The organism is Haladaptatus sp. AB643, from assembly GCF_024136975.1.
Classification (GTDB): domain Archaea; phylum Halobacteriota; class Halobacteria; order Halobacteriales; family Haladaptataceae; genus Haladaptatus.
Map to the genome: position 1 here is coordinate 180,234 of NZ_JAMYJW010000007.1, position 26,973 is coordinate 207,206.

Consider the following 26,973-nt stretch of genomic DNA (forward strand, 5'->3'; position numbering starts at 1 on the left):
TTCGTCGCACGCTACTCCGAGAGTTCGATCGACCCTTCAAGCGTTCGAACCGGATAGGGCATATCGATTGCCTCAGCATCAAGTCGTTCTTTCACTGCTTGTACTAGCTCTGACCGAATGCGCGTAAAGTTTCCTCGCCCAGGCTCACCGATCCAAAAGCGAGTTTGCAACCCGACATATGAGTCAGCGAGTTCAGTCACCCGAATATCGGGTGCTGGATCTGCGAGAATTTCATTGTGCTGTCGTGCCTCGTCGAGAATCACGTCCTTTGCATGGTCGATATCGTCATCGTAGCCGATTCCAAAGACGAATTTCTGCCGGAGCTTATCATAGGCCACTGGATTCTTCACCGCATCATTCGCCAAATCACCATTTGGAACCGTAATTCGCTCGTTATCGAACGTTCGAACTCGAGTCACACGCAAATCGATGTCCTCGACTTGGCCCTCGCCACCGCTCCACTCTATCCAATCACCGACTGTGAACGGCCGGTCTTTGAGGATGAAGATTCCAGCAACGAAGTTGCCAAGGAGTTCCTGTGCGGCGAACCCGATTGCGAGGACGATAGCACCAGCGAAGACACCGAATGCGGCGATAACGCCCTCGAAGCCAGCGACCGTGAACGCAAGCGCGATAGCAAGTACCCAAACAAGTACACCCGCAATATTCTCGGCCAGACTGCGAACAGCAGGATCATGTCCCTGCTCTTTCAGCACTCGTGTGAGCAGTGGAATAAGGACACTCCGTCCGATCAGATATACCACGACGAGTGTTACAAGGAACAGTGCGGCGGGAATCACGTAATTGCTGACAACGGATGAAGTCGTGAGTGTGTTATTCGCTTGCAACGGGACCATTGAACCGCTGTCCAGGCCAAAATTCAGTATCATAATTCAAATCGAAAATCGAAGAGGCGTCTAATGAGTGTTTTGCCCACATTAGTCTGCTTTTTCATCGCTGTTTTCAGTCCATCGCACTCGAATTTCGTATTGCGTACCATCGTCCGTTTTCGATATCTCTTCAATCAACTCGACTGTAGCAGGTTGCTTCGTAATTGAGTTCAAGAACGATTCATCGGCTGGAACTTCTATTGCTTCCATGCGCTCATAACGTCCGAACACTCGTTCGCGAATGAGGCGAACATACCGAGCAGCTTCATCGCGGGTGAGCGTTCGTTGTCGGGTTTCTGTCTGTTCAGCTGCTGTTTCCGTTCGGTGTGAAAGGACGGAATTCAACACTGCCCCAATGAGTAGTACCAACCCACTGAAATAGAGCCACGTGACTAAGAGAAGCACCGCACCAAGCACACCCGAAGCACTTGACCCAACTACTTGCACATAGATCTGAAACAGGCCCTGAAGTGCTGTCCATCCCACGGCCGCAAATATTGTTCCAGGAAGCACCTCACGCGGTGTGGTTTCGACGCCAGGAAAGAGATAATACATCGGGAAAAATGCGATGACGAGAGCCACGATTAACACGAGTGGATTGAGCAGTTCGATAAATGGAACTGCAGGAAAAAGGGCGAGCAGTGTGCCTGCAACGATCGTTGCAATCACGGCAAATCCAATCGCGAACAAGACGATGAGTCCATCACGTATCTGGTCGAGAATGGAATCATCGGTTTCAGCCACATAAATCTCGGAGAAAGCAGTATCCAATCCCCGGAAGAGCTTCAACGCCCCCCATGTAAGCGTTAGAATCCCGACAATGGACGCACTCGCTCGTCCTTGTTCACTCTCGAGAGTTGTTTTAGCGAGATCACCGATTGCGGGAGAAAGGGAATCTGCAAAGTTGATCACTTGGGTTTGCAGGTTGGTGCTTCCAATCGCTGCAAACGCTAGAAACGCAAGAAGAAGCAAGGGTAGAAGAGAGATAAATGCGTGGTACGCAATACTCCCAGCGAGAAACGTTACCCGCTTTTCCTGTATTTCAGTTTGAACTGACCGAGCGACTGTGATACCATTCTGAACTGATGGGGACATAATCGATAAAGATGGGCCGATCTCAAGATTCTATCGACGATACACAATTGTTCTCTTACTCGGGTTTCCAGTCCAGTTTGATGTTCACCGATTCGCGACTCCCACGAAGTACCGATGACGATTCTCGAGTACCAATTTCGTAGCCCACAGAATCTGCTGGTGAGAGCGTCACAGTCTTATTGCCGACATCGATGTTGGCATCCCCACCCTCTCGGAGTTCGTGTGCAATTGCTTGCAATCGATCAGCGACCTCTTCTCGCGAGATTTTATCTTCGTGGAGTATTTTGTCGGACATCGAGAGTAGCTATCTCAAATCGCTCAGATAGCTGTTTTGGGCAAAAAGTTCGGGTGAAGATGAATGCAAATACCAATCAGCATCTTCTACCAATTGCCTAACAACCTCCCGAATAGACCAGCTCATACAACCTGTCTCATTTCTAGAAGAGGCTATCAGCTTGTGGCAGCACCGACGACACTAAAGATTGCTCCAATACAGATGGCTTTGAACGTCGTAAACCATGTCGCAGCAAATGTGTCTGGTGCATCGAAATGCAGGCTGGACAGTGCCATCTCTGAGCTGGCTTCGTGGATTTTATATAGGAGTCAGAAACGTTGATTTAGCGGGAAACCAATGGTATCAGTCCTAACCGTCGCCGGTGTAGTCGTCGCCATATTCGTTGGCTTCAATATTGGTGGCTCATCGACGGGTGTCGCGTTCGGTCCGGCAGTCGGCTCGCGTCTCCTACGGAAGGCGACCGCAGCAGCCCTGTTCGTTGGCTTTGGCTTTCTCGGCGCATGGACTGTCGGTCGAAACGTCATCGCGACGATGAGCAGCAGTATCATACCAGCAACCCAATTCACGCCTGCTGCGAGCGTCGCCGTCTTGTTCTTTACCGGCGCATCGCTCCTTATTTCGAATCTGTACGGTGTTCCAGCCTCAACTTCAATGACAGCCGTTGGCGCCATCGTTGGACTGGGCCTCGCGTCGAACACGCTCAATCAGGCACTGATGTTTACTATCGTCTCAGCATGGATCGTCGCGCCGCTGATCAGCCTCAGCATCGGAATCGTGGTCGGGCGTTACCTCTACCCGTACCTGGATCGCTATGTCGCGTTCACAAAGTTTGATCTCCACTTCATCCAAATCGACCGTTCTGGGACGATTCCCCGCCTTTACCTGAATCCGAACGCGACACGACAGGATATCCTTGGATCACTCTCGGTAGTTGTCATTGCGTGTTACATGGCGTTTTCGGCGGGGGCGTCAAACGCGGCGAACGCTGTGGCTCCCCTCGTCAGCGAAGGAGGATCGCTCACCGTCAACCAGGGTGTCTTGCTCGCGGTCGTAGCCTTCGGTCTCGGCAGTTTCACCATCGCCCGTCGCACGTTGGAGACGGTCGGAGACGATATTACAGAGCTCCCCATTCTCGCCTCACTGATCGTCTCCATAGTTGGTGGCACAGTCATCACAATTTTGTCCTACTTCGGGATCCCGGCGAGCCTCGCAGTAAGTACGACATCGACGATTATTGGACTCGGATGGGGTCGAGCAAGCCGAGCAGCGACAATCGTGGAGTTTGCGACGCCAGAACGGGAACATCCGGATTTAGAGGTTTCGACAGGAGCGCTAGTCACCTCCCGTGCTGAGGATATGCCTGCAAGTCCAACGATCGGTGATATTGCCCGTCACGAGGAACCGGCAGAGAAGCCGGAGGAACTACCAGACGTACCTAACGTTGGTGCAGAGGGACCGGTGGATCTCGATCAGCGGAGCCTGTTCGACTCCGCGGCGGCCAAACGTATCGTTACAATGTGGGTGTTGACGCCCTCGCTAGCGGTTGTTGCCTCCTATCCAGTATTTGCATTTCTGCTGTGAACGTGGTTTAGCCGATCTCACGTAAACAATATTGACGACGTGACTGGCAAACTGATGGCCAGTACGTGTCCGCACCACGTCCACCGGAACGCATTCTGCAAACACATGGCCGCCGTCGAGAACGCAACCGACGACGGAACGCTCGAATCCTTTCCGTCCGAGGACGACCTCGATAAATGTCACGCGAATCGTCCCTCTAGTTTCGCTCATGACGAACGCCCCAATTACTTATCCGTATTGCAGCCTGTTAGATGATGTAATGCAACCCGCAGATTTTCCGCAATCTCAGTCGGAAATCGCCGACGATCTCCCAGCTATCGATTGTAATGCGTGCCAATCTGCTCTCGACCCTGATAGCCAGCAAGCCGTGTCATTTCTCCTCCTGGATCATCTTCGAATTCCTGTGCTCAGTTGTGATGAGCATCTTGAGCAGTTCACTTCGATCTGTGGACTTACCTCTAATGACACAGCGACGCTTCTTCATCACCAACCCGCTGGTGGTATTTCTTGTCCTGGCTGTCGCTTCGCGTCGTATTCTGCAGCCCAATCCATAGTCTCCGTCCAAGACGGAGCAATTGTACCCATTGCATGTCCGGAACACCAGTCAAAGATTATTCAGCGCTTTCAGACAGGGCTGCAGACACACCAACAGCTAACGTCTAGTCTCGGTACGACTACTGGCTCCTTACTGTGAATTCTACCATACTTCGGAGAACAAATAAGACTACAGTAGGGATGACCGAGATACGTCGGAAGACGGCGTGCACGGTGGGCAATTGATCACACCCATCCCATAGACGCAACGAGGATCACTCCATCATAGCAGAAACCAGAACCTACAGGACCATCCCGAGCACCAGTGTCCTTATGACACAAACCGTCAACGAACTCCGCAACGAAATTCGACAGGCTGTCGGGAGATACGAACGGATGGAATCGACGGCGTTCACGAAAGAAGCCCTTGCAGCAATCTGTACGACGGTAAACTACGATATCGACACGAACAATCTACCATCCAAACCACAAATGCGGGCCGGAATCCTCTGGAAAATCGGCGAACTGGACGACGATGATCCAGAACAAACGTCAAACGCGTTCCGGAAGCCAGAGCTCAAAGCGATTGCAGTTGCACTACAAGATGAGGAGTGATCACTGACTGTGGCGGAAGAAATCGGTCGTCAAGGCAGTCACTACAGTCGACTGGGATACTTTCCCCTGCTGCTTTGACTGCTTTGTATCCCGTTCAGTCTTCGTTATCATTCATCCCCAGTTTACTACATTGGATCCGACGATATTTGCCTTGATTTCGTAGACTATACCGCAGGTATTCTCAATTGAACCCCGCGATTTCACGCAGGTTTTCATCAATTCCGATGCAGGCGTCCGCAATCTGGTTGATATATTGTGCACCGAGTTCCGTGAGAGAAAGTCCAATTCCTCCTGCCATTGCACCTGCCAATATATCTACCGTCCAGTGGTATCCTACGACAACACGGGCGACAGACACAAGACCAGCAACGATGGCAAAGCAAATTCCTGTCACGAAGAGTCGTCGCCGAAGGACCCCAAGCGCGAATGCAACTGTTGCTGTCGCATGTTGGCTTGGGAACGAGTTCTCTGGTGAACCTGATGCCGCCGTTGCTCTTGGATGAACTTGGTAGGGGGCTGGGTGATGATAGAACAACCCCATCCCATATGAGAACAGGAGGCTGATTACAACGACGGCGAACGAATAAAAGGCGTCACGTCGGTAATCAAGTACCCAGCCGATAACGAGTGTCAATGGCAGTAAAAAGATGAGATCGTTCGCGGCAAACATCCATAGTCCTATGTAAGTCATCGTAGTATACCGAGAGGTACTCTGCTCGTTTCGAGTACTTTTTGGTACCCTCGTAGATTCCGCTTGAAAAATGTCAGTGTTCTAGACCCCTCAAAGAGCACCAATCGACGTAAGAACCAGCAACACCACTAGCACGACCGAAACCGCGGTACCAGCCACGAGCGGTTTATTCTCCATTGCCTTCTGCTGGATTGGCATCGAGGCGTACTCCTCGCGGAACGACTCCATGTTCTTCTCGTCGTAGAAGTACTTCGTCTTAAGCGCGAACCGTTCGGTCACTGCACAACCCGTACAGATCGGCGTCTCCTCGACTCGTTCGGACTTGATATGACTACCGCAGTTGATGCTGCCACAGTTCGCACAGTAGGTGAACGCCGACGCGTCCTCGTCGCCACATTGCACACAACGGTGAATGCCGTTTTCAATTGAGACACGCGATGGCCCAGCGGCGTAGTACTCGTAGGGATACGAATACTGTTGTAAATCCGTACGCTGGCGAACGTGCGGAAGATACATTGGCGTGATGGACTGCATCGAAACATCCGATTGTTTGGGTTCGCAGGTCTTCTCATAGTCGACGTTGTTATCGCCAGTGTAGTGGACCGTCGTCGTGTGTCGGGCCCGTATCTGGTCAACGGCCCAGTCTTTGTATTCGGTCTCTGTTTGGCCGAAGCGCTTCACATCGAGGTCGTCGAACTCGTCACGGAACGCATCTTCGTCGAGGTCCACACTCTGGCGCAAATTAGTTGCGACGAGTTGGCCGACGTCGTCATCAAGAACCGTCGGTCGAGACTGGTCAGCGTGAACGACAAACTTGTCCGTTTCGTTGATGCGGTGGATGACGCCGACCGTCGTTTCGAAGACAGCATTCGTCTTGGCAGTAATGACCGCAGTGGGTTCGAACGTTACATGGGCCGTGGAGTGCGGGATGTCTGCGGATTCAATGTTCTCGATATCATGGAACGCCTCTTTCACCGGAGCCTCGATAGTACCAGTTGGATCGAACGGTCGCAGTGTCTCGTCGCAAAGAATCTCGATACGGCCGTTATACAGGTCGAGTCCCACCTTGTTGGCGATTGCACGTAGTCGTTGCCCATCGATGAGTTCGATCAAGTATGGGTCGTCGTTCTGGTCAAGACGCGTTGCATACTCTTTTGCTGGCTCAGTGAATCGGCCAGTCGTGACGACCATCCCTCGCTTGGGACCGTCGTACTCGAAGGTCGCAATCGCAGAGTGGAGTTTTTGGATAACGGGTCGGCCGACAGTTCCGGTGTGTTTGCATTCGACTACGATTCCACGTCGCGTCCCATCGACGACTTCTTCCATGAGAATATCCCGGCCCTCGTCAGCCGTCTTTACCGCTTGCCGGACATTCTCGTAACCAAGATTGCGAAACACATCTTCCATCACATCTTCGAATTCGAAGCCAGACAGGTCGTCCAATACTGCCATCTATTATCGTTTTGAAACTAACTTCTATCTTATAAATATATTGGGACTCGAAAGCCGTGTGCCGCCGGAATTTCGTGGGAGAGCCGATACAACCACAGGTGTTCTCAAGACATCACCCGAAAAATATCGTCATCGATTCTGTCTACTAACTATGGCTACTTTGCATAATAGAAAGCGATCTTACTTCACCGGAAACCGAAGTAGTGCTCCAACACCATTGAAGGCCTTCACGAACTGCGACCCACGTTCGGTATCGGTGTCAATCACATATCCGTCGCCACCCTGTTGTTCGACAGCTGTTTCCAACTCTCCTCGTTGGTCTCGCGGCACTGTCGATGCGATGAGCAGGGACTCAACCGCTCCGAACTCGATCGCTCGCTCTACCTCCTCACCACCATATGCAACCAGCTCACCATCTCGAAGTCGCGAGTAGAACTCATCGAGCCGCTCGCGTCCTTCTCGCTGTTCGGCATCGAGCAGTTGCTCATCTGCTTTTTCGACAAGCTGGTCTAACCCTTGTACGGTCGCATATTCAACCGAGTACGTTCCGAGCAGCCGATTGCGCAACCGATGATCGAGGTAGCCGTCGGAGACGAACCGCTTCGCAGTCGCGAGCGTCCCTCCAACGACGAGCCCGGTAACCGTTCCTTCGTCACCAGTGAATGCATCGGTGGCAATATTACTGACCTGTTGAAAGAACTCGTGGACTTGCCGTTCGCGGTCGCGCTCGAACCGCTGTGCAGATTGTCCACCGGCCCTGGACTTCCCCATCACTTGGCTTTCGAACGTCCGAATCGGGATGATGCGCTCTCCAACGAGTCGTCCAATGGCAGCACCACCACGTTCGATGACGATGAGTCCAAAGGTCTCATTCGGCGTAACTGATTCAACCAAGGGAGTAAGATCGAAGTGATCATCACACCGGTATGTGGACTCGGCAACTGGTGTCGGCAAGTCGTCGAAGACTGTCGAGATTAAGTCCCCATCAACGACACCCGCATAGATCACGAGTCCCGTCTCTGGTGTCCTTTCGTATCGACGGAGGAGCCGTTGGACACGCTTGAGCGCTTGCTGGACATGATCCCGTGTCTGATCAGATTTGATATTCTCAGCACTGGCGTATTCCTGGGCAATTCGTTTTCGAATCGATCCCAACGACTTGCCGTTGGGAACAGTAACGGTGACGAGTTCAGTGCCGTCCCCTGTGAGTGATTCGAGGTGCTCGATCTGGTCGCGAAGGTCGTATATTTGTGACATTGTATACTGGTAGCTTGTGAGTAGTTGATTGGCGATTCCGTGGGGCCGACCTAACGACCCCTGCCACCAGCTATGAAAACAGAGAGATGCCGCTCATCGACTGCACGACCGTATTGGTGCACGAATGTGAGCGGTGCATATCATAAGACAGGAACCGCTCAGCTAAAAGAATTCTGGAGAGTTACGCTTTTGTATCCACTGGCACCCGCTCGAATCCCATCGTCGAAAAATCACTGTCGAAAGCGAACAGATGCTCAATCTCGTGCTCTCGAGCAAGCACTGCACTCGTCTGATCAACAAACGAAATCCCCTGATCGTCGAAACGCTCGAACTCCTCACACGCTGCGTCAAACGTCTGCTTGCCCACCGGAAAGATATTGAACGTCTTCGACTGCCGAACCGTCGAAAGCGCCTCAACAGCCGCTGCATGCCCAATCTGGTACCACATCAACGTCGCAAACTCCGAAAGCACATACCGACTGGTGAACACCGGTCCATAGTCGCCTGCTTCCATGCCATCGAACACAGCATTCGCCTCATCATGATTCACATCATTCTCGTCAAAGGCAGCGTACAACCCACCAGTATCGACGAACAGCGGCAGTGGCCGACTCATTTCGACCGATTCCCATAGAGGATATCATCCACATGTTCGGACGCATCAGTGGACTCCCCAGAGCTGTAGGTCGTCCGTGAAAAGATTGGGTCACCCGGATCAACCTCATTCACCGAATCATCATCGACTAGCCACCAGACGACTCTTCCAGCAGTCTGGCGACTCTTCACGCGGCTCCGGTCCTCGAGCTGCCCGAGTTTTCGCCGAGCAGTCTCTCGTGAACACTCAAGGGCATCGGCGACATCACCAGAGGTCACCACTGGTCCCTCTACTTCCTCGAAGATAGCGAGTACGTCGGCGAGCGTCACCGTCTCGACGTACCGCCCTGAATCACTGCGGTCTTTGGACATACTCCACAGTACATACTACCGAAGTATAGTCCTGTTGGTGTATACCATGTGGTGAACACCAACCTTTATTTCATGTGGCGTATACAATATGGTGGGAAGAACGGTGCCCTCGGGCGTGTGTTGAAACGCGCACAATGGGAACAATTCTCTTCGACGTCGATGCCCCTGGAATGGTCGACGTCACCAACGAGAGCCACGAGAACCCCGATGACCACCAATACGTGGTCTCCATCGACGACGTGACTGGTGAACTGATGGCCTGCACGTGTCCGCACCACGTCCACCGGAACGCATTCTGCAAGCACATGCCCGCTGTCGAAACCGCACCCGACGACGGGACGCTCGACGCCTTCCCCTCCGAGGACGACAACGATTCCGAACCGGAAGGCTGTGACTGTGACGGCCTCAGTGGTTTCCCGTGCTGGCCGTACGTACGAACGGGACGGAAGAAACTGCCGAACTAACCCTACGGACATTCGTTTCGTTGGGAGTGACTCTCGACGAAGGTAGTGAAACACAATGAGAGTCAAAATGATTAAATTGGTTCCCACCGTAAGTGGGAATGTGAGCAAAGTAGACTCAAAGGGACGAATTGTTCTTCCACAAAACGTCCGCCGACGTCTCGGGATTACACCTGGTACCGAAGTCGAAATCCACGAAGAAGACGGTAAGGCAGTCATCGAACCAGAGGACAATCCCGACCAAATCATCACTGATCTCGAAACTATCATCGAAGATGCCGCGGCACATAGAGACCAATCCGAATACGACGAGCTAGATGCCGAAGCGAAGCGCCACGTCAATATTATTCGACGGCAAGCAGATAGCGAAGAGACGAGCGATGAGTGATGAACCATACCTATTCGATGTTGGAGTAACTGCACTCGCACATGCAGGGACACCAGTTAGCGATGTAGCGCTCGCCTATGTTCGACAAGCCATTGCTGGAGAGATCCAGGCAATCGTCCCGCATGCATCTCTTATTGGTGCTCATCACATCCTCTCTTCTGTTTATGGTTTCGCGAACGAGAGGGCATCTGCGCTCATGCAACGATTCATGGATGCAAAGCGGATTCACTGGTACGAGGAACTCGCTGAAGACACTGTTCGGGCTGGCTTCGAGTGTGCTGGTGAAATGAATATTGATGGCTGGGATGGATACTATGCTCAAGTTGCTATTGAGGAGGGAGCAGAAACAATACTCACATTAGACGACGATTTTAATCGGATTGATGAGCTGACCACCGAGGTTATCCTCTCCTCTGAGGAATTTAGAACACTCAACGAATTCCTCGGGTATTAATTCCTGATAGTTGCTCCCTTTCGATGTTGAAGTTCGCTTAGTGAACCGCCTCGGGGTCAAGCCCCGAGGAACTCGCCTTGATTCTTCTGTAGATGTCCAATGAGGGCCACGAGCACCCCGAAGAGCACCAGTACACAGTCTCCATCGACGACGTGACTGGTGAACTGATGGCCTGCACGTGCCCGCATCACGTCCACCGCAACGCCTTTTGTAAACACATGGCCGCCGTTGAAACCGCAACCGACGACGGGACGCTCGACGCCTTCCCCTCCGAGGACGACGAGATCGAACCCGAAGACTGCGACTGTGACGGCCTCGGTGACTTCCCGTGCTGGCCGTGCGTGCGAACGGGACGGACAGAACTGCCGAACTAATCACCGCTTCAGTTTTTCATCTATGGCACGCCAATTGACGTTCTCGGATATCACTGACCAGCGAACGCTGACAGAAAGCGCGAACACAGCGACCGATGAAACACCCGAGACACCGACGGCCCTCCTCGACCGAGCACAACAGCACGCAACTACCGTCGCCGCTGAACACTTTCCGGATCTGCCGGTCGAAACGATCGACTGGGAAGTCTCACATCGACGCAACGACAAGCAGGTGTGACGAAGTACAACCCGACAACAGAGGCGATCACGATTTCGTTGACCTGGACGGCCTACGAACACCACGGCCGGGAGCAATTCAGTGCGCCTGTCCGCCACGAACTCATTCACGTCTGGCAGTACCACGAGTTGGGCACCACGGATCACGGCGCAACGTTCACCCGCTGACGGATACTTTCGATACCTCGGGTCACTGTGACTCATTATGAAAGAGAATATCTACAAATTTGTCTGATAAATGCGAAAAGCAGACTAACCGAATAGAGGAACGAATTCGAACAACAGGTACGCAGAGACTGTTGAAATCCCTGGAACAATATTTTGCATGGCAATAACCCGTGCTGTAGTCCACGGTTCATAAAGCGAATTAATATCGGGGTGTTGATTCCTCTCTACTTCACTAGTCGAGGAATGGTGGTTCTCTTCTGGTTTGGTTTTCTTTATTGTTGGCGTGTCCGCTGAATCTACAGCAAGTGCGCCACCAGTGATCCCCAGTGGACCTTCTTCGATCATTGTAGAGCGACGAGTATACTCCTTTACGCGAGTGGCACGGCCCCATCCAAGACCGACAATACTCATCGTAGAAACAATAACGATGCTAGCAGGAATCCCGAGCTCTGAAAGGACAGTGATAAGTGTGGAACTCACAAGTGCGACGATCAATGCTGCAAGTAGAGGCATATCAGTGAGTTCACTTCCCATCGTATCGAGAGTCCGTCGAGCAATGGTAAACGCACCGACTGCAATAGCAGTCCCCGCAATCAAAATACCATAGTTCATTTCAATGGCACCGCTGCCGACGAGTGGAGCAATTGCGTTCGCCATATTCGATGCCCCTGCTGAGAATGCAGTATAACAGCCAACGATGATAACCAACAAGGTACCAATGAATTCTCGCATAGTTGTATTTGGACCGAGTGTTGGCCGGGCAATCCCTCCCGAGCGATCAATCTGAAGCAGTGTACCTTTGGTCTGTGTAATCGCAAACCAATCGAGAAGGGTAGGGTACCAGTATCGACCAATAATAGCACTCACCCAAAAGGCAATCACCGGAGAGACAAGCCACCATGAAACAATTCGCCCCATCACTCCCACGTTCAGTGCATCAGTTGCAAGGCCGAGACCAGCAATTGTGCCAACTCCAGTCATTGAGGTCGAGGCAGGGACACCAACAATATTTGAAAGGAACAACGCCAATCCGATAAAAAAGAGAATTGCAATACTCGCTTCCAGAGTGAAAAATCGACTCGGAACAATTTCCCCACCCATTGTATTGATAACATTGCGGCCAACTGTCCATCCGCCAATAAGTGCACAGATACTCATAAGAGACGCAGCACCGAACTTTGAGATTGTTTGGCTCCCAACTGCGGGACCGAACGCAACACCTGTATTCGAACCTCCAACATTGAACCCTACGAAAATTGCAACAGCAAGTCCAATGAGAAAGAGTATCTCTGCCATAGCAGAACCATGCGGTATCATCTGTTAAGTCCTTTGTCAATGTTTAGTGGGAACCAAGATCACTAGCTAAAGGTCGCTCTGTCGGGAAATCTGCCCCCTCGCTTACGACGGATGAATTTCCCCAGTTGCTATGGAGTGAACTAATGAGAATGATATCTCACTGATATAGAACAATTCGAGATTGTACAGGTCGAACGATTTGCCTTCGACGTCGATGCCCCCAGACTCGTCGAAGTCACCAACGAGAGTCACGAGAACCCCGCAGCCCACCAGTACACCGCCTCCAGCGACGACGCGACTGAGGAACTGATGGCCTGTACGTGCCCGCACCACGTTCACCGGAACGCCTTTTGCAAACACATAGCCGCCGTCGAAAATGCACCCGACGGCGGGACATTCAAGCCCTTCCCATCGGAGGACAAAGACGACGCTGAATCGGCAGAGTGCGACTGTGACAGCCTCAGTGGCTTCCCGTGCTGGCCGTGCCTGCAAACGGGACGGACAGAACTGCCGAACTAACCACCCGCTTCAGCCCAGTTTCTCCAGTAGAGAATTCCTATAAAGGCGAGAGACATCTTATCTATAGCGATAGCGTACTTCTCCTCGGGCAAAAACAATGAACGAGCAGGAGCAGATGGAAGCAGAAAACAAGGAGATTGTGCGTAGCCTCATGGAGGAAGTTTTTAACGAGAAAAACATAGAGGCTGCTGACGAATTCTTGGTTGAGGACTACTCGGAGTACGCAACCGGGAATGGGGAATCATTCCAAAGCCGTGAGGAGTTTAAAGCAGGGAATGCAGACTTTTTCGCTGCATTTCCTGACCTCATTGTCACGGAAGATGGATGCATTGCTGAAGGGAATACCGTTGTATATCGGCATACTTTGACCGGGACGCACGAGGGGGAAATTATGGGAGTCGAGCCGACGGGCAACGAGATTACCCTAGAGAATGCTGGTGTCTTTCGTATTGAAAACGGGAGAATCGTTGACCTCTATCTCTATGCGGACAATATCAGTCTGATACGCCAACTGGGAATCGTAACTGAAAATTGAGGGATGGTAATTAAAAAACTAATCTTTCATACCATTAGGACGAACTCGTCGATACATCGTCAAGAACGATGCCGACATTATCCATTGTAATGGATGTTTGGCCAACTGTTTGCGTATGACCGTCGATGGTGAGCGTTACTCCGTCGATGTGGACTGTCGACGAATCGATCGTAAACGCCCGGTGTTCAATCGAAGTGGTCGGAAGTCCTGGTCCTGACAGGTGTGTGTCTTGGATCTGGACCGTTCCATCACTAAGTTGAATCTGGTGCTCTCTCCCCGCGTGATCGTTCACATGTGTTGCTGAATCGCCACTGGAGGCTGTGGCACCCATCGCTACGGATGTGAGGAGTACCGCGCCCACAAGTAGACAACCCAGGCGTTGTATTCGTCGCATTGCACGTTGAGGGTGGCCACCGCTCTTGATAACTTCCGTCGACTGTTTCGATTTTCAATCGAACTGTTATTTTCGAAGGTCTACTCAAATGAGATAAACGGTGCTATCCTAACTCGTACAAATCGGAGCTCTCATCGGTTCTATAGCGAATTTTGTAGAATTCCGAAGAGAGCCATCGTTTAGATCGTTTGTATCTTTTCCATCCTATCTAATCTTTGTCCGGGAACATATGAGATACTGCTTTACAACTACGATGAAATGGCTTCGTATAGTTCGATAAGGAGATACTTCGGAGTGTGATTTGGGATGCTCTGATTGGTTGATGACTCATCGCACTGGGTGAGCCATTACCCGGCACCAGTCTCCCCATTGCACTCACAAAAGCAAGGGCACAAACTCGCCTCAGACCGTGACACTGTCAAGATGGCACAGAACCGCGCACAGGCCGACCAATTCGCCTTCGACCTCGATTTCGCGCTAAACAACGCGGTACGATGCGGCCGCTTAGCGGTAGCGTGGGAAGTTCAGCCGAGCGTGACTAGCTTTACTCCGTTGATTCACTATTCTTAGATACAAGACTGAGATGATAACTGATGTATTCTATTGATGATGATCAGCTATCGTAATTTCGCAGGCGGTGCGTGAGCTGACCGACTGTCCTTTCCATGGTATTCGTAGAAGTCTTCTTCCATAGCCTTCCTTAGCGAGACACCGACTTGCTAATCGAGACGGATTGACGGCCCTATAATGAAATTGACAGGACAAATATTAGGTTAGTCTCGGTTACAGAACTAAGGCAAAAACTCGATACAGTATAAATCCAGTGCCTCCGGCACCAAAGAGTGTGAGAAACCAAATTGCGACTGTATAAACCGTTTTTCGGACGGAGATACTTTCTGTCCCTTCAGTTAGACCACTTCCAATGATACTCCAGAGGATAATATTGTTGAACGAGATCGGATAGCCGAGAATTATCGCGGTTTGAGCGATGATAAACGCCGGAATCAGCGCTGCAATAGATCGTAGAACGCCGAGCGATGAGTAATCACGTGCGACCGCTTGGAGAATTCGGGGCGACCCCATCCATGCTCCCAACAGAATTCCAATTGCTCCGATCGATAGTAATATCGTCCCTGGAAGATGCAGCTGTGATTCAAACAGAGGCTCTAACGGACCGGTCGCTAAGCCAACTTGACTGCCACCGCTCGAAAAGGCAACTAAACTCCCAAGACCAATCAAAAAAAGCCGAACTCCACGGTCGATCGAACGATTGAGTGATCGTCGAAGTAACCCGGCTACGAATAGACCCAGAATCAAACTCGTAGACGCCATCACAAAATCATACCCTCCAATTATCGTCGGGCTAGTCAGCCTCAATGAGTTAGCGACGTAACTCGCGATGGTTCCCTGTGCAGTACCAGGAGCAGGAATCAGGGCCGATGGCATATTCGCAACGATGATCCCAACGATCCCACCGAGAATCGGGAGCGTGCTTTGTTCGGAAAGTCCAGTGCGACGGAGCAAGTATCCCGTTGTATAAGCAATCGTAATCGACATCACTGGTACTGCCGCCCAGAATATTGCAATCTTACGATAGGTCCCATATGCAGGCTCCCCACCAAGTGCCAGTCCCGCGCCAACGATCGACGCCGTCGTTGCAAACGCGGCTGGGATCGGATATCCTGCCCGAACTCCAAGTGAAATAAAGCCTGCTGCTGTCAGTAGACCTGCAATCGCCGCGAGCGGTGTTAATTGAGCGCCCGCTATCAGCCCTTCCCCCACCGTTTTCGAAATATTGCCACCTTGTGTGATCGCTCCTAAAGCAGCAAGTAGTCCTAGAAGAAATGCAGCGCGCATTGTCGAGAGGGCATTTGCACCGACCGCAGGTGCAAATGGGGGAGAATTACTACTCGCTCCTAATGCCCACGCCATCGCTAGACTTGTAGCGATCGCACCAGCTACGACAATAAATGATGTTAGGATAGCCATCTGCTCTTTTGAACTACGTACCTTATTCATCGTCAATAGTAATAGCCCCGCTGCTTGAATGAGCGTCCTGAAAATTCGTAGGTATTTCCGGATATATACTCCCGTAACATCCGATCAGAAGTTCGTGTACGATCGTTCACACGGGTAGCAGATTGGATTATGGGAGTTGCAAGGCTATGTAGTCGTTCCGTACGCCACGACAGATGAGTTCTTCCGGATGCTCGGTTGCTTCGAGTAATCTGACGTTCATACCAGAGAGAGGCGATTACTCCATTAAAATGTGGCTTAGAATCCAAAAAGAAACAGATGTAGACGGGTCGAGTTCTATTTGAATGAAGCATCTATTCCCCTGGAATCCACCAGATAACCTCCTGTGGACTCCATTTCCCTCGTTCTAACGCACCACGCTCATGAAGCTCCTCAAGCCGTTGATGCACTGGCCGCCGTTTCATCACAACCGTATCTGCAACCTACCGGATGATCACTGCCGGGAGCTCGGACTCCCAAATCGCTTGAAGAAGTTCTAGTCAGTCACTATCGGCGGTAGTTCGTGCTCTACTATTCTCTCAATTCGGATTTTATGTGAAAGTACACTGGTTTTAAGCAATTATATAATAATTATCGCATCTTCTACTCACCGGTGGGTCCGTCGCAAAAGGTATGCTCGACAATCTCGATGCGGGCATACTTTCGCGAGGAGTAGATCGACGTCAGCGTCCCCGTCGATGTGCTCGAGGTAAAAGGCGGACGGAACGCCTGTCGTAACGAAGACAGGCGTGTTTGACTGAGATGAGACTATCGTTGATGTGTTCGACTGTCCTATCTCGAGGCGTAGTTCCCACAACCCCACCGCTAAGAGCACAGAAAACAGAGTTGAACGGAAGGGAACGAATCGACTGAAAAGGAGATTCCTCCTCAGGCGAGCGGGATTATTCGTGAGGCAATCAGCGTGGTAATGAGACCGACGACGCCGACCAAGGTGGTGACCACCGTCCACGTCTTGAGTGTCTCTTTTTGTGTGAGACCACCGATCTCTTTGACGATCCAAAAGCCGCTGTCGTTATACCATGAAAAGATTGAGGCACCGGCACCAATCGCCATTACGAGGTACGCAGGGTTGACGGAGAGTTGACTGGCGAACGGGGCCATGATTCCGGACGTAGTCACGATAGCAACGGTCGCGGATCCCTGAACGACGCGCACTCCGGCGGCGATGATCCACGCCGTCACGAGTAGCCCGAATCCAACGCCCTTGAGTCCCCCGGCAATGTAATCGCCGGCACCCGCTGCCTGCAACATAACTCCGAAAGCGCCTCCGGCGGCGGTGATCGCGGCGATGTTGCCGCCGCTTTTGAGAGCGTCGGTCAACTCGTCTGAGAACACCGACTGGCCTATGTCACTGATACGGTAGTACGTGAATGCCGCCGCCATCGCAGCGGCGGTCAGGGCAAAGTTCGGGTCGCCCACGTATCCCGTCACAGAGGACGCAAGCGTGTTATCGGAGAATAACGTATCGACGGTCGTGGCTGCGCCTACGAGTCCAACGGCGAGAATGATCGGCAGGAGTGACTCGAGCAGACCGGGAAGCTGGTCTATCGGCGTCGTGGCCACTTCCTCGATTTCCGTGACCGTCGTCCCCATTGCGTCCCGGAGCGGGATGTTCAGCCGCTGGTTGATCCAGTGACCGTAGGCCAATCCCGACACGAGTGCGGTCGGAAGACCGACCACCACGCCGATCAGCATCGTGGTCCCGAGATTAGCTCCGATATTATCGACTGCGAGCAATGGTCCTGGCGTCGGCGGGATGAACCCGTGTGTCACCACCCCACCGGCGGCGAGAACCACTATGTAAAGCGTGTAATTCCCGCCTGTCCGTGATCGAGCGGACCGCGCGAGGGGCGCAAGCAAGTAAAAGACGTTGTCGAAAAACACGGGAATCGCCATCACGAAACTACTGCCGAACAGAGAGATCTCGGTTTTTCCATTACTCAGCGTACCGAATGCGCGCACGATGCGGTCGGCCGCACCGCTCTCTGTCATCGCCTTCCCGATGATCGCTGCCATCAGGATCGGGATTCCAATCCCAGCCATCCCGTCACCGAATCCGGTGGCCGTTTTACTTACCACATCGCCCAACGGGACTTGTGGAGAGACTGTTCCAACGACAAACGTCGCGATGACGAGTCCGACGAATGCTGGAAGGTCAAGCACGACGAGGAGAAGTACGACGGCGATAACACCGACGAGCAATGAGACAAGCGGACCTTGTCCGCCTAACACTAGAGGGACGTTTACGTGGACCATGCTATCTCGGTTCAAATCTATCCATTATAAATCCATGGATATTAGTCTAAATTTATCATTTGGATTGTTTTACGTGAACATTGTCGTTATTGAAGTGGCAGAAAAGCTGAGGGATCCCCTGTGAAAGCGGAGAGGTGGATTACTTACCTGAAGAGGTGAGTGTGTACAATGTCTCTCGACTCATCGAAGTCACCAACGAGAGCCACGAGAACCCCGAAGACCACCAATACGTGGTCTCCATCGACGACGTGATCGAGGACCTAATGGCGTGTACCTGCCCGCACAACGTCCACCGCAACGCCTTCTGCAAACACATGGCCGCCGTCGAAACCACCACTGACGACGAGACGCTCGAGGCCTTCCCGTCGGAAGACGAAGACAATTCCGAACCATACGACTGCGACTGCGAGGGCCTCGGTGGCTTCCCGTGCTGGCCGTGCGTGCGGACGGGACGAAAAAACTGCCGAACTAACCACCACTACAGCTCTTTTTACCCTGGTATGGTGGGCAGCGCTCTCGATGTTACTCTACCTACGCCCTAAATGAATCAACATGAGTTTCTCCGTGCTAACTCAGTCGAATATAGGCGACGGATCTGTTTGCCGGTCAGAGTCACAGATGAGAATGTGTCCATCATGTCGAACGAACACGTTCCAGCGATCAAGAGAGTAACTAAGGAGTGCTGATTGGGCTCCGTCAGAGTGGTCCAACAGTTGGTCAACAGCATCAAGGTCAATCTGCTCAAGCAGCGGATCGAGTTCTAATGGATTGGCGTCTTCGACTTCAGCGAGTCCTTCAATAATTGCTGCAGACGGGGGTATCTCCCCTTCTGGCTTTGCCCACGTTTTGTATGCCGGGGTACAGGAACACTGAAGAGACAGTTGTTGGGGCGCCATCAAATCAAAACTAGCAAACTGGATGACTTGTATCCATCGCTTCAGTCTTTTTTATTCATGGCACGCCGATTGACCGTCTCGGACATTACCGACCAGCGAACGCTGACGGAAAGCGCGAGCACTGCGACCGACGATACTCCAGAGACCCCGACGGATTTGCTCGGCCGAGCACGACAGCACGCAGCCGACGTTGCCACCGAGCACTTCCCTGACCTTCCGGTTGAAGCGATCGACTGGGAAATTTCACATCGAGCCCAACGACTGGAACAGATGCATCGGTGGCACCACGAATGTCACAGAAGCACGCGTACAACCAATTCTCGATGCATTTTCTTCTACCGAGATTCCCATATTTGTCGAGCCGACCTATCTCCCGTCGTCGTCTCACACCGAGACAATCTCTGGCTATTTGCTGCCGATCGTTCTGAATGCCGGTGACACGATGTGGATCACAGGAGCGCACCATGAATGGGTTCGCTCGGTCGATCTTGATTGGGACTACGTCCAGCCGGAAGCGTACATTGTTCTGAATCCAGCGTCGTCAGTTGCGACGTACACACGGGTAGACTGTGACCTTGATGTCGATGACGTCGTTGCCTATGCTGAACTCGCCGAACAGATCCTCGACCAAGAAATCGTCTACCTCGAATACTCTGGTATGCTTGGTGATCCAGCTGTCGTGGCTGCCGCACGAGATGTACTTTCGTCAGCACAACTCTTCTATGGAGGCGGGATTCACGACTACGACTCAGCTTATGAGATGGCGAAAGTGGCAGACACAGTCGTTGTGGGTGATGTGCTCCACGACGCTGGTATCGAAGCGGTTGAGGCAACCGTTCGTAGCGCGAAGGATGCATAGCACGAGTCATAATCGTGCTCTCTACGATCAAAGAGACAATTAGGAAGATTGAGATTGTGCGCCTGGAATCGGTCGCTCACCGGTTAGTATCCCATACTAACTACACATTCCACCGGTTTTCTCTTTGGGCTTTGCAGCTACTCGTGTCGGGTGACCGGCGTCTCATTTTTAACTTCTATATTGAATTTCTATATTGTCCATAAATACTATCTAGTTATACATATTATTACATTCTATACATGAACGCACTCAAGACGATTTAGAGCAGTACAACGGATCGCTTGTTCGTATAAACGCCCGGTGCTGGGTCCTCACGGGGTGAGCTACAATGCACGACTGCGAGAACAGTACGCAAGACTCCGGTACCGTATCGACACGCAGACGAGCGTTTCTCACAGCTGGTGCAAGTGCTAGAGTGACGGCGCTCGCTGACTGTCTCCTCCCGGCTAGCACGAGCGGTGGAAGTGTCTCACCAGCAAGACCGACGAACAACAGCACGAACGCAACGAGCGGTAACTTCCAAGCAGTCGACCCCAAGCAGTGGCGCGGAGAGTTTCAGAATGTCGTAAATATGGCGAAGGCCGGTGCGGATCCGACCGGTGAGGAAGACGTCTCGCCTATAATCCAGCGCGAGATTGCGAGTCACACACTGCTCTACTTCCCGCCCGGTCGCTACAAGATGAATAGCCAAGTTCGGCGCGTCGGGCTTCGGAATCTCGGGATTATAGGCCAGAACGCGACGCTTGTCCACGGGAAAGTGGATGCGATCGAAGGCTTCGATGTGACAGCAGGCGAGTTCCACGGTCCTGCCCAACACTTCAAAATCGGAATTCCTGATGATCCACATCGAGGGAAGTTCGTGTTCGGCGGGTTCACGCTCGATTGGCGCGGGAAGGACCAAGGGATGCAGGTGTTGAATCACCACACAGCGGGAACATCCGAAATTCGCTCGCTTCGTCAGGTTGGACTGCATTCTCTCGGGTGCCAAGGTCCACTTCGGGTCAATCCGGCCACAGAAGCAGCGCGAGCTCGCGTGCACAACGTCGATTTCCGGTTTGGTGGCCTCACCTACCAGAAGACGATCAACACGCGAGATACGTACGATAATGGTCCAAACTCGGGTCGGTCATGGGCAACCTCGGGAATTACGATGCATCCGAGGACACAGGGCTATCTTCGTGTCGAGAATTCGTTGTTCGGTGGGTGGCCAGACAATGGTATCTACGTCAAGGGTGGCAACCCCGGAACAGGCGATGGGACGGTCGACGTGGTGAACTGTGTGGCAGCGAACAGCCAAGCATCGAATATCCGCATCGGAGGTGCTGGCTCACGGATCCACAATTGTGTGGTCGTGACCGATTGCTCGTTTGGTGACGAGTTCTACTCAGAGCAGCGCCCGATTCGCCTCGATGATGGAACATGCACAGTGTCGAATACGAAAATCCTCCAGACAAAGCCGACGGGATGGTCACTCACGATTCAGCACGCGGTCGAAAAAGCCGTAGTGAAAAATGTGGAGGTGACAATCAAGGAGACGCCGATGACATCGCTCGTCGTTGACGATGGTGTACGCTGGAGTGGACACCCTGTATCTGCTGGCTGACTGTCCGCTTGGTAGGAGAGTTTGTTAGGGGAGATGGGCTAATAGGTTGGTGTTGGGCGTGGGCGGGGGCGGTTATCTGGCAGAGACGGGATTCTAGTCATTGAGAGTGTTTGAAGATCGAATGATATGTTACCGATTAGCCCCTAAACTCTATTAGCACACCTTCCCTGAGCAGAGCGTATGGAGAACGCGTCATCGTCACAGTCAAAGCCATCGATACGAACGACACGTCCGGACACCGAGTCGATCACTGCTGCCGTGGTGACGGCAGTGACTGAAGCGAATGGCACGAAGCCTGTGACGCCCCTCTATGAGGTGATTGACCCAGATGCACTCGAGGATCTCTATCAGCATGGCTCACCGAAAGTGAGCTTCGAGTATATTGGGTTTCACGTTACGATTGATTCCGATCACACGGTTTCTGTCTCTGCGATGGATACTTAGGACGGTACTCTTGGGAGCCAGTGGTGAAATCAGCGGTATCGTATACAGAAATACTCAGATCGCACACCTCCATGTTGCACTAAGCGGTTGTCGAAATAGGTGGCTCCCCACCCTTGGAGAAACGTGAAATCTTGCTTGCCAGCATAAGAAGACTTCAGAACCCAGTTTCGACCCTTCGAATTGGTAGTGTATAACATGCATGTGTGGCCTCTCGAAAGTTAGTAGCTTATATTAGCGCTGGTCAATCAATTTATACCGCTGAGATTAACCCCGAGTATCTAGCCTACAGCGAGCTCGTGATTATCGCGTTCAAGAGCGCGATGAATGGGCATGTCAGGATGGTACAAGGCAGGATCAGCAGACCTCTTCGAGTGCGCCCAAGCGAATAGTGTCCATCACTACTGGTTTTCAAAGAGGTGGTTACTACACTTCAACCGGTCGGCAGACAACGGTCAGACCGATGAGAGCGACGAGTATCCGGTGACGCCAACGGGCAAGGTCAAGGGTGATGGTACGATCGCTGAGCGACTGATATCAGTAGCACCGGAATATGGTTGAAGAAACCCCGTCGCAAGTAGCTGTGAGCCGTGATCATCGTGGGATAGATTCCGCCGAAACGTGTAGAGCAGATCCATTGGTGTAAGCAACCGATTTAGATCGTTCCACTCTCTTGTCGGGGCAGATACCAGATGTAATCGGTAGATTTGTTTTGAGTACATCCCCATATGTTATTATTTTATATTAGACATCATATATAATATTAAACTCAATAAGATATATGTGCGATGATGAGAATCATATCTTAATGGATTCAAAAAAATCCGACAAGGAAAGAAGGAGAAAACTCCTTCAAGCAACAGGGAGTATTGGTGCAGCGTCCTTATTCGGCATTCTCCCGACTATGGGGAAGGAGACCACTGATACAAAAAAGGATAAAATACAGAATAAAATTGAATCATCAATCTCTAAAAACGGTCCTATTGTAAAGACTCATCGAGAACGGCCGAAAAGAGAGATCTTTCCGGATAATGGACCTTTTATTGTACATATCGAATATGGCAACGGTATTGAAAAGGTGCTCAAAATGGAGTTGCCGGATACATCCACTCTAAAAGCAAAATTTGATGGTACAAAATATACTCGCACTGTCAGTGATAAAGACAAAAAAGAGATGGAAAAAGAACATTTGAAGGCCGAAAGAAATCTTCAGAAATCGATTCGGCAAGACACAAAGCGAACAAATCACCAATATAGGAAATGATAAAATGGCTAGAACTATAAAAATTGGAACTGACTACGGTTTAGGTGGAGGATCGTATACCGGTCGGAAAGGTGCATATGTTAAAAACGGGGGTGTAGCAGGGAATCATGCTGAAGCTTGGGACAGTGCAGGGTTCGTAGCAGCTAGTGCAGGAACATTAGCACAAAGTCAAACTGGATCCTGGGCCGAAGTGTTTCAGATTATAGATGTTGTTAAAGCAAATGGCAGGAATAAAGGTGACATCCGAATTCAATTTGGAGGTCACTACGAAGGAGGAATGTCAGCGATTATAGGATATGCATCTGTAAAGATTAATGCATTCCTATATAATGTGACTCTGAACAGAATGGTGCAGACAGAACCTATCTTTACCAAATCAATCCAATATGCGGGTCAGAAAAAATGGTGTACTAACTATACAAACCAGAACATCGTTAGTACAGTCTATGCGGGATACAGATATCGAGTAGGAATCCGTCTTGAAGCAGTTGCCTCTTCAGACGGGATTGCTTATGGATCTTCAGACTGGTACGAACCAATCAATAATAGTCTCCCCACTGTCTGCGGAACTCCTGGGTACGCAAATGTTAACAAGTTAAGAGTTCTTTGGCCCGCTATCTAAACTAGCACCTTTTTGCACTAAGGCTTATGTAGATGGCAACCATGTGGTGATATGTCACTAATTCCATGACTACTCAAGTTCCTTCCAATTACCAACCTACCTTTGCGACAAAGCTAATTTCCGGCTTTTATCTTTCATTAATAAGCTATGCAACGATATCAATTCTTGTGTCGGTTTACTATGTAATAGGTGGAGCCGGTCAGTTCCAAACATCGCCAATTATGGCCTTTATCGGGCTAATAATTCTTTCTTCTATCATAATCCCGTTCATCTATGGATATATGAATATCAAGAGATCGATTTCGACCCCAGAAGAAGAGTCCAATACGCGCCAGCAAGATTTATTTTTTATTGCTGGTTTTATACTGGTATTCCTTGTAATAGCAATAGTGGCTTCACAATTATTTAAGCCTGATTTCTCAACATGGCCATTAATTTATGCAACCTCACATTTCCTCGCTCTTTCTATTTCGTACACAATCTCTAAAATACTCATAACATGACGTAGGTAGTATTACTGTAAGTACCATTGAGAATTCAGTCTGAGTCACACTCGAGACAGTCCTGGACGACCTCGTGTTCATCTGCATTTTGCTCTGTCTTATCTCATTCTGTCCGACGGGAAGAACGTACCATTGATTAGTTAAGATATATAAGGTCGCAAAGTGGTTAAGCCCTCTGTCTGAGGTTCCAGCGATACCCACGAAAGCAGTGTTGATTCCGCTTTTACGCACGCTCAGTATGGGACGGTCTTAAGGCCGTCACGGTCACAGTCGTAGACTCGGCATCGCCTTCGCCGTTCTGGTCAGCCTCTGAGAAGATGGCACTCAGCTTGCTGTTGTTGGTCAAGTTTCACTCGTGATCACGTGCGTGTAGATGGTGTCACGATGGATGTAATGCAGACATGTGCAAGATATTATCTCGCCGGTTATATCGTCAATAGAGATGACATATCGGTGGTCTACGGGATTCTCAGTGGACAAGAGCCACGTTAAGGATCGAAAAATTTCATACGTTTTTTAGACCGGTGTTCCCCAATTCCACTGCCGCTTATACTGCCCACAGGAAGTCAATCGCACAAAATCGGTGATTTTGGAAAATCGACCTCGCTGCCGTCGCACGTTCTACTTCGGTTATAGAACCAATCACGCATTTTGAAACGCGCCAAAATCCCAGAAAGTAGACTACTTTTCTCCAGTTGTTCGGCATAGCCGAATCCAGTCGTCGATTTCATCAACAGATGGCACGCTAAATACGCATCACGCACTTTGTAACTCTCCGAGCAAGATGCTAAATTGAGAGCGTAGATTTATGGCAATAGAAAACCAGTTAGTTCTATGAATAAACTCGGCATCAATAGTCAGTGGCTACTCACCGAAAGCCTCCGCGTTGGAACAATCCTCTTAATCGGCTTTCTCCTCGCCTATTTTCTCGACGAATTCATCGCAGCGTTCGGTATTGAACTCCACTATGGACTACGGAGTACTCTCATCACAGTCATCCAAAATACCGCGCTCCTCACTGGATTACTCTATGTGATTACGAAGGGGATTAATACCTCTTCGTCATCCGCCAATCATCGTGGCGATTAGCGGTTAGAAAGCAGAAAACGGGCATCACGTGTCTTTTGTACGATCTGTAGCTACAATTTGTATTATCTTCGGATTATTGACTAGACGCCATTTGTTATTGGTCAGTTTAAATATTTAGAACTGAGATAGTAGCTAAGGAACAGGATAGGGGCGATGAGAACAAAGACAAACCAAAGACCGGGGTCAAAGAGGATAGTTCCGACGGAACGATGAGGATAGTATATTTTTGCCCAGATCATCATTCCGATGAGGAGCATGCCAAGGACGGTAAGACCACCGAGTGCCGGCCTTTCTTTAAGATATTCATTGAGAGAGTTGGTCATTTGATACCGATTATTTCTTTATTAGCAAGCGTTAAAAATCTATCATTGATCCGTCCTCGCTCATCTTCATCTGGGAGAGATGGAGTTTCTTAGACCCAAGAGCAATAGAGAGCGTGTATTTAGCCGGTAAATCGTAATAGAACACCAGTAGATTGCCGTGTCTATTTCTTCTGGTCTTGTTGGTGGGCGATACGCTGTTGAGCGTCGGCAATAGCTTCTATCGCGACGAGAAATCGCCACAGTAAGTAGAGCGGAATGATGATTAGTGCGGGAAGCAGTCCAAGTAGAGGTGAACCCGCTAACAGAATTGAATATAGTAAAAATAGTACATATAGAACAATTATCGTGGCAGCCCAACTTCGCGGAATTGGCGGGGGTGATGAGTCAGCCATACCTCCCCTCTATTCGCTGTTATCTTAACCATTCTTCTGACCGTTTCTTTTCACTCACCGTCGAACACCACCTCTCCCTGTAACCGATACCGCCCTCTATGCAACACAACGTGACGAACAGTATCCTCAGTTGAGAGTCTGGTCGATGATCGGACCACACTACGAACTGCGCACAGATTGATTCGGGGGTCCCGGGGTGGTGTTACTTCCGCTTATGGATTTAACCGGCAGAGAATCAGGTTAGGTCAACCATGGCTGGCACGTCACCAGAATCAACCCCACAGACACAAACAGATAAAACAAGCATGATGTATACAGACTATCTTGATTTTAATTACACGATAAATAGATAATCAAAATATTGATGGTGATGGAGGTAATAGAGAACAATGTCGGTACGTCATCCACAACAATTGAATTGGTCAGTACCCGACATCCGTGGTAGAACCTTGTTGAACCCAATGACTCCCACGGCTTTTCGATACT

General features: G+C 50.8%; 28 protein-coding genes. 16 read left to right on the forward strand and 12 right to left on the reverse strand.

Features of this window, described 5'->3' with window-relative positions:
- Window positions 1-11 precede the first annotated feature (11 nt).
- From NKF25_RS15240 to NKF25_RS15250, 3 genes are read right to left on the reverse strand one after another with little or no spacing between them, the layout of a single operon-like run.
- Window positions 12-890 (reverse strand): mechanosensitive ion channel family protein, encoded by an 879-nt coding sequence (locus tag NKF25_RS15240; RefSeq protein WP_253227509.1) that lies wholly within the window; start codon window positions 888-890, stop codon window positions 12-14.
- A 48-nt stretch (window positions 891-938) separates the two neighbouring features.
- Window positions 939-1,985, reverse strand: coding sequence for a YihY/virulence factor BrkB family protein (locus tag NKF25_RS15245; RefSeq protein ID WP_253227510.1), 1,047 nt, complete (start codon window positions 1,983-1,985; stop codon window positions 939-941).
- A 55-nt stretch (window positions 1,986-2,040) separates the two neighbouring features.
- Window positions 2,041-2,280, reverse strand: coding sequence for an amphi-Trp domain-containing protein (locus tag NKF25_RS15250; protein WP_253227511.1), 240 nt, complete (start codon window positions 2,278-2,280; stop codon window positions 2,041-2,043).
- Between the two features lie 336 nt (window positions 2,281-2,616).
- Here NKF25_RS15250 and NKF25_RS15255 point away from each other — a divergent pair, with 336 nt between their 5' ends.
- Window positions 2,617-3,861, forward strand: a complete 1,245-nt coding sequence (locus NKF25_RS15255; protein WP_253227512.1) for an inorganic phosphate transporter — start codon at window positions 2,617-2,619, stop codon at window positions 3,859-3,861.
- A gap of 867 nt (window positions 3,862-4,728) precedes the next feature.
- A complete protein-coding gene (locus NKF25_RS15260; protein ID WP_253227513.1) occupies window positions 4,729-5,010 on the forward strand; it encodes a hypothetical protein in 282 nt (93 codons plus the stop codon).
- A gap of 181 nt (window positions 5,011-5,191) precedes the next feature.
- Here NKF25_RS15260 and NKF25_RS15265 read toward each other — a convergent pair whose 3' ends face one another.
- From NKF25_RS15265 to NKF25_RS15285, 5 genes are all read right to left on the reverse strand, one after another.
- Window positions 5,192-5,680, reverse strand: a complete 489-nt coding sequence (locus NKF25_RS15265) for a phosphatase PAP2 family protein (RefSeq protein ID WP_253227514.1) — start codon at window positions 5,678-5,680, stop codon at window positions 5,192-5,194.
- A gap of 111 nt (window positions 5,681-5,791) precedes the next feature.
- The gene (locus NKF25_RS15270) at window positions 5,792-7,153 is read right to left on the reverse strand and encodes a restriction endonuclease (RefSeq protein WP_253227515.1); all 1,362 of its coding nucleotides are present in this window, start codon (window positions 7,151-7,153) and stop codon (window positions 5,792-5,794) included.
- A 180-nt stretch (window positions 7,154-7,333) separates the two neighbouring features.
- A complete protein-coding gene (gene prf1 / locus NKF25_RS15275) occupies window positions 7,334-8,410 on the reverse strand; it encodes a peptide chain release factor aRF-1 (RefSeq protein ID WP_253227516.1) in 1,077 nt (358 codons plus the stop codon).
- Between the two features lie 181 nt (window positions 8,411-8,591).
- Entirely contained in the window at window positions 8,592-9,026 is a 435-nt protein-coding gene (locus NKF25_RS15280; RefSeq protein ID WP_253227517.1) for a PIN domain-containing protein, read from the reverse strand.
- Window positions 9,023-9,376 (reverse strand): HTH domain-containing protein, encoded by a 354-nt coding sequence (locus NKF25_RS15285; RefSeq protein WP_253227518.1) that lies wholly within the window; start codon window positions 9,374-9,376, stop codon window positions 9,023-9,025. Before NKF25_RS15285 ends, NKF25_RS15280 begins: the two co-directional genes overlap by 4 nt.
- Window positions 9,377-9,510: 134 nt before the next feature.
- Between NKF25_RS15285 and NKF25_RS15290 the strand changes: the two genes are divergently transcribed.
- The 6 genes from NKF25_RS15290 to NKF25_RS15315 all read left to right on the forward strand — a co-directional run bounded on the left by NKF25_RS15290 (window position 9,511) and on the right by NKF25_RS15315 (window position 11,458).
- Window positions 9,511-9,840 (forward strand): SWIM zinc finger family protein, encoded by a 330-nt coding sequence (locus tag NKF25_RS15290; protein ID WP_253227519.1) that lies wholly within the window; start codon window positions 9,511-9,513, stop codon window positions 9,838-9,840.
- 100 nt (window positions 9,841-9,940) lie between these two features.
- A complete protein-coding gene (locus tag NKF25_RS15295) occupies window positions 9,941-10,225 on the forward strand; it encodes an AbrB/MazE/SpoVT family DNA-binding domain-containing protein (RefSeq protein WP_253227520.1) in 285 nt (94 codons plus the stop codon).
- Complete coding sequence (locus NKF25_RS15300; protein WP_253227521.1) at window positions 10,218-10,679, forward strand: hypothetical protein; 462 nt, start codon at window positions 10,218-10,220, stop codon at window positions 10,677-10,679. The genes NKF25_RS15295 and NKF25_RS15300 overlap by 8 nt, the downstream gene beginning before the upstream one ends.
- 92 nt (window positions 10,680-10,771) lie before the next feature.
- Complete coding sequence (locus tag NKF25_RS15305) at window positions 10,772-11,053, forward strand: SWIM zinc finger family protein (protein ID WP_253227522.1); 282 nt, start codon at window positions 10,772-10,774, stop codon at window positions 11,051-11,053.
- Between the two features lie 22 nt (window positions 11,054-11,075).
- Entirely contained in the window at window positions 11,076-11,291 is a 216-nt protein-coding gene (locus NKF25_RS15310) for a hypothetical protein (RefSeq protein WP_253227523.1), read from the forward strand.
- Complete coding sequence (locus NKF25_RS15315; RefSeq protein ID WP_253227524.1) at window positions 11,288-11,458, forward strand: hypothetical protein; 171 nt, start codon at window positions 11,288-11,290, stop codon at window positions 11,456-11,458. Before NKF25_RS15310 ends, NKF25_RS15315 begins: the two co-directional genes overlap by 4 nt.
- Window positions 11,459-11,542: 84 nt before the next feature.
- Here NKF25_RS15315 and NKF25_RS15320 read toward each other — a convergent pair whose 3' ends face one another.
- Window positions 11,543-12,754, reverse strand: coding sequence for an inorganic phosphate transporter (locus tag NKF25_RS15320; protein WP_253227525.1), 1,212 nt, complete (start codon window positions 12,752-12,754; stop codon window positions 11,543-11,545).
- A gap of 102 nt (window positions 12,755-12,856) precedes the next feature.
- Window positions 12,857-13,246, reverse strand: coding sequence for a hypothetical protein (locus NKF25_RS15325; RefSeq protein ID WP_253227526.1), 390 nt, complete (start codon window positions 13,244-13,246; stop codon window positions 12,857-12,859).
- A 124-nt stretch (window positions 13,247-13,370) separates the two neighbouring features.
- Between NKF25_RS15325 and NKF25_RS15330 the strand changes: the two genes are divergently transcribed.
- Complete coding sequence (locus NKF25_RS15330) at window positions 13,371-13,808, forward strand: ester cyclase (RefSeq protein ID WP_253227527.1); 438 nt, start codon at window positions 13,371-13,373, stop codon at window positions 13,806-13,808.
- A 1,177-nt stretch (window positions 13,809-14,985) separates the two neighbouring features.
- On the opposite strand, the gene NKF25_RS15335 is transcribed toward NKF25_RS15330, so the two are convergent.
- Window positions 14,986-16,191: an inorganic phosphate transporter gene (locus NKF25_RS15335; protein WP_253227580.1), complete on the reverse strand. Its 1,206-nt coding sequence runs from the start codon at window positions 16,189-16,191 to the stop codon at window positions 14,986-14,988.
- A 915-nt stretch (window positions 16,192-17,106) separates the two neighbouring features.
- Window positions 17,107-18,495 carry a GntP family permease gene (locus NKF25_RS15340; RefSeq protein WP_253227528.1) on the reverse strand — a complete coding sequence of 463 codons (1,389 nt, stop codon included), beginning with the start codon at window positions 18,493-18,495 and terminating at the stop codon, window positions 17,107-17,109.
- Between the two features lie 161 nt (window positions 18,496-18,656).
- Between NKF25_RS15340 and NKF25_RS15345 the strand changes: the two genes are divergently transcribed.
- From NKF25_RS15345 to NKF25_RS15380, 7 genes are all read left to right on the forward strand, one after another.
- Window positions 18,657-19,037 (forward strand): SWIM zinc finger family protein, encoded by a 381-nt coding sequence (locus NKF25_RS15345; protein WP_253227529.1) that lies wholly within the window; start codon window positions 18,657-18,659, stop codon window positions 19,035-19,037.
- A gap of 574 nt (window positions 19,038-19,611) precedes the next feature.
- Window positions 19,612-20,250 carry a heptaprenylglyceryl phosphate synthase gene (locus NKF25_RS15350; RefSeq protein WP_253227530.1) on the forward strand — a complete coding sequence of 213 codons (639 nt, stop codon included), beginning with the start codon at window positions 19,612-19,614 and terminating at the stop codon, window positions 20,248-20,250.
- 571 nt (window positions 20,251-20,821) lie between these two features.
- Window positions 20,822-21,853, forward strand: coding sequence for a hypothetical protein (locus tag NKF25_RS15355; RefSeq protein ID WP_253227531.1), 1,032 nt, complete (start codon window positions 20,822-20,824; stop codon window positions 21,851-21,853).
- Window positions 21,854-22,627: 774 nt separating this feature from the next.
- Window positions 22,628-22,855 carry a hypothetical protein gene (locus NKF25_RS15365; protein WP_253227533.1) on the forward strand — a complete coding sequence of 76 codons (228 nt, stop codon included), beginning with the start codon at window positions 22,628-22,630 and terminating at the stop codon, window positions 22,853-22,855.
- A gap of 247 nt (window positions 22,856-23,102) precedes the next feature.
- On the forward strand, window positions 23,103-23,558 hold the full coding sequence (locus NKF25_RS15370; protein WP_253227534.1) for a hypothetical protein: 456 nt from the start codon (window positions 23,103-23,105) through the stop codon (window positions 23,556-23,558).
- Between the two features lie 4 nt (window positions 23,559-23,562).
- Window positions 23,563-24,180 carry a hypothetical protein gene (locus NKF25_RS15375; protein WP_253227535.1) on the forward strand — a complete coding sequence of 206 codons (618 nt, stop codon included), beginning with the start codon at window positions 23,563-23,565 and terminating at the stop codon, window positions 24,178-24,180.
- A gap of 65 nt (window positions 24,181-24,245) precedes the next feature.
- Complete coding sequence (locus tag NKF25_RS15380) at window positions 24,246-24,683, forward strand: hypothetical protein (RefSeq protein ID WP_253227536.1); 438 nt, start codon at window positions 24,246-24,248, stop codon at window positions 24,681-24,683.
- Window positions 24,684-26,973: the final 2,290 nt, after the last annotated feature.